Consider the following 2,566-nt stretch of genomic DNA (forward strand, 5'->3'; position numbering starts at 1 on the left):
GCATCATCCGGCCGCTTTCCCGGGCGACTTCCTCGATGCCCTTCAGCACCCGGGAGAAGAAGGGATTGGCGATGTCCGGCAGCAGCACCAGCACGATCCCGGTCGATCGGCGGCGCAGCGCCCTGGCGTTCTCGTTGATCGTGTAGTGCAGGCTGCTGACCGCGCTTTCAATCCGTTGCAGGGTCGCGGGGGACAGCTTCTGCGGGTTGCTGAACGCGCGGCTGACGGTGGTCAGCGCGACGCCAGCTCGGGCCGCGACGTCGCGCATTGTCGCCGCGCCCCTGGCGCTTGCTGCCTTGGCGCCTGTTCTTGCGGACATACCGGCCTTCCCGCGCAAAAATCCGTGACCGCACGTGACCGCGCGTTGTTGCACCATACACATCCCGACATGGACAGCCAGAGAAAAATGGAACCGATGCCATTTGAGGCTTGACGGGCGATGAAAACGGTTTCATCAACCGACCCGCCGAAAGCGGCACCGCGAAAAAGCGGCCATGCCGATGGCAAGAGGACGATCGGGGCGATCATGACCTCGAAGGAAGCAGGCCTTTCAAACAGGCTTGACCGGGAGGAGCGCGGAGATGCCATCTTGGAAGCTGGCCTACCATGCCAATTGCTGGGGACCGCTCGGCGGTGACGCCGTCGGCGTGACCTCGATCACCCGGCTCGCCTATCGCACCTTCGCCGACATGGGCAAGGCCGCTCGCGACATCGCAGCCGCAGGCTATGAGGGCATCGAGGTCTTCGACGGCAACATCCTGGACGGCGAGGCCGATGGTTTCGCGGCGATGCGCGCGATCCTTGCCGAGACGAAGCTGAGGCTTGTTGCCGTCTATAGCGGCGCGAACTTCATCTATCCTGACATCCTGGAAGAAGAGCTGGCGCGCATCGCCAGGGCCGCGAAGGCGGCGTCGGCGCTCGACGCCGAGCATTTCGTCGTGGGCGGCGGGGCGCGGCGCTTCGGCGGCGCCTAGGGCGGCCGCAGCCACAACATATTCGGCCTGGATGAATGGCACCACCGCGCAAGCTGAGCAGGCTGCCAACCAGGCCAGGGCGGCGGCCGCAGCCTACGAGAGCGCCTTCGCCGCAACGGTACCGCCGCCGGTCATCGCGGCCAACCGCGCCCGCCTGGCAGCCCTGATCGCGACGAACGTCCTGGGGCAGAACACGCCGGCAATCGCGGCGACCGAAGCTGACTACGCCGAAATGTGGGCTCAAGATGCGGCCGCCATGTACGGCTATGCCGACTCTTCCGCGATTGCCGCCCAGATGGCGCCGTTCAGGCCGCCGCCGCAGACCACCAACCCGGCGGGCACGGCCGCTCAAGCCGGCGCGGTCACCGAAGCCGCTGGGACAGCGGGCGGCGCCAGCGTGAATACGACGCTCTCACAGCTGGTTTCGCTGATGCCGAACGCGCTACAGACCCTGGCATCGCCGGCATCGTCATCGACGTCATCGACGTCGGGGCTCCAGTCGAGCCTGTCGAGCCTCGCCACATTGGTGACCAACGCCACCGGACCATACTCGCCTTTCGCGCTGACGGACGTGGCTGGCGCGCCATACCTGTTCGGCATGCAAAGCGTGCTTCTACCGCAAAACGGACAGGGTGTCGCCGCCTTGCTCAGTGGCCCAGCATCAAAGCCCATCACCGGAGCGCTCGCGCCTCTGGCCGACGAGGTCGGCTTGCACGCGGGTGTTCCGGCTCGGGCCGGCATAGCTGGAGGCGCGGGATCGGGGGCAATGGGCCGCGCCGGCCTGCTGGGCGCGCTCTCGGTGCCAAACAGCTGGGCCTCGGCGGCTCCGGCCATCAGAACGGCTGCGGCGGTCATGCCAAGCACCGGCGTGGGTGCCGCACCAGCCGTCGCCGCGGATGGCCCGACAGGCCTATTCAGCGACATGGTCATGTCGAGTTTGGCTGGACGGGCGATCGGCGGTACCGCGGCGCCTTCCATCACTGGTACTGCTACCCGCGTCCTCGGCGGCGCGGCTGCTGAAGTGGCCCCTACCACGGCAACCATCATCGTCATCCCAGCGGGCGAGGAATGACTGAGTTATCCGGCTTTCACACGTGGGCGAACGCGGTCACCTGCGGCTGAGGAGAGATATGGCACTAGATTTCGGTGCGCTACCCCCGGAGATCACTTCCGGCCGGATGTATGCCGGTCCGGGCTCGGAGTCAATGCTGGCCGCTGCGGCGGCCTGGGATGGACTGGCCGCTGACTTGCACTCCGTAGCTGTTTCCTACGCCTCGGTGATCTCGGGCCTCACCACCGGGCTTTGGTCGGGCCCGTCGTCGGCGTCCATGGCGGCTGCAGCCGCACAGTATGTCGCATGGATGTCGGCCACGGCAGGGCAGGCCAGAGAGACCGCCGTGCAGGCCAGGGCCGCCGCCAGTGCCTATGAAACCGCCTTCGCTATGACAGTGCCGCCGCAGGTGATTGCGGCCAACCGCAGTCAACTCGCGTCGCTGGTGGCGACGAACATCCTGGGTCAGAACACCGCGGCGATCGCGGCCACTGAAGCGCAGTACGGGCAGATGTGGGTCCAAGATGCCATCGCGATGTAC

At 66.7% G+C, this 2,566-nt stretch carries 4 protein-coding genes; 3 read left to right on the plus strand and 1 reads right to left on the minus strand.

Going from position 1 to position 2,566, the window contains the following annotated elements; translation table 11 throughout:
• Window positions 1–268, minus strand: a 268-nt coding sequence (locus ACFE99_RS19470) for a LacI family DNA-binding transcriptional regulator (RefSeq protein WP_375488071.1), incomplete at its 3' end; no start/stop codon positions are given.
• Window positions 269–581: 313 nt separating this feature from the next.
• Between ACFE99_RS19470 and ACFE99_RS19475 the strand changes: the two genes are divergently transcribed.
• The 3 genes from ACFE99_RS19475 to ACFE99_RS19485 form a co-directional block, all read left to right on the plus strand.
• Complete coding sequence (locus tag ACFE99_RS19475) at window positions 582–974, plus strand: TIM barrel protein (protein WP_375488072.1); 393 nt, start codon at window positions 582–584, stop codon at window positions 972–974.
• Between the two features lie 31 nt (window positions 975–1,005).
• Window positions 1,006–2,046: a PPE domain-containing protein gene (locus ACFE99_RS19480; protein WP_375488073.1), complete on the plus strand. Its 1,041-nt coding sequence runs from the start codon at window positions 1,006–1,008 to the stop codon at window positions 2,044–2,046.
• A 58-nt stretch (window positions 2,047–2,104) separates the two neighbouring features.
• The coding region (locus ACFE99_RS19485; protein ID WP_375488074.1) for a PPE family protein at window positions 2,105–2,566 on the plus strand (462 nt) is incomplete at its 3' end.

It is taken from the genome of uncultured Mycobacterium sp., assembly GCF_964249325.1.
In the GTDB taxonomy this organism is placed as follows: domain Bacteria; phylum Actinomycetota; class Actinomycetes; order Mycobacteriales; family Mycobacteriaceae; genus Mycobacterium.

What these genes read in the sequence shown, in the direction of transcription:
- ACFE99_RS19475 (WP_375488072.1), top strand. Translation starts at nt 582, where the DNA reads ATGCCATCTTGGAAGCTGGCCTACCATGCCAATTGCTGGGGACCGCTC.
- ACFE99_RS19480 (WP_375488073.1), top strand. Translation starts at nt 1,006, where the DNA reads ATGAATGGCACCACCGCGCAAGCTGAGCAGGCTGCCAACCAGGCCAGG.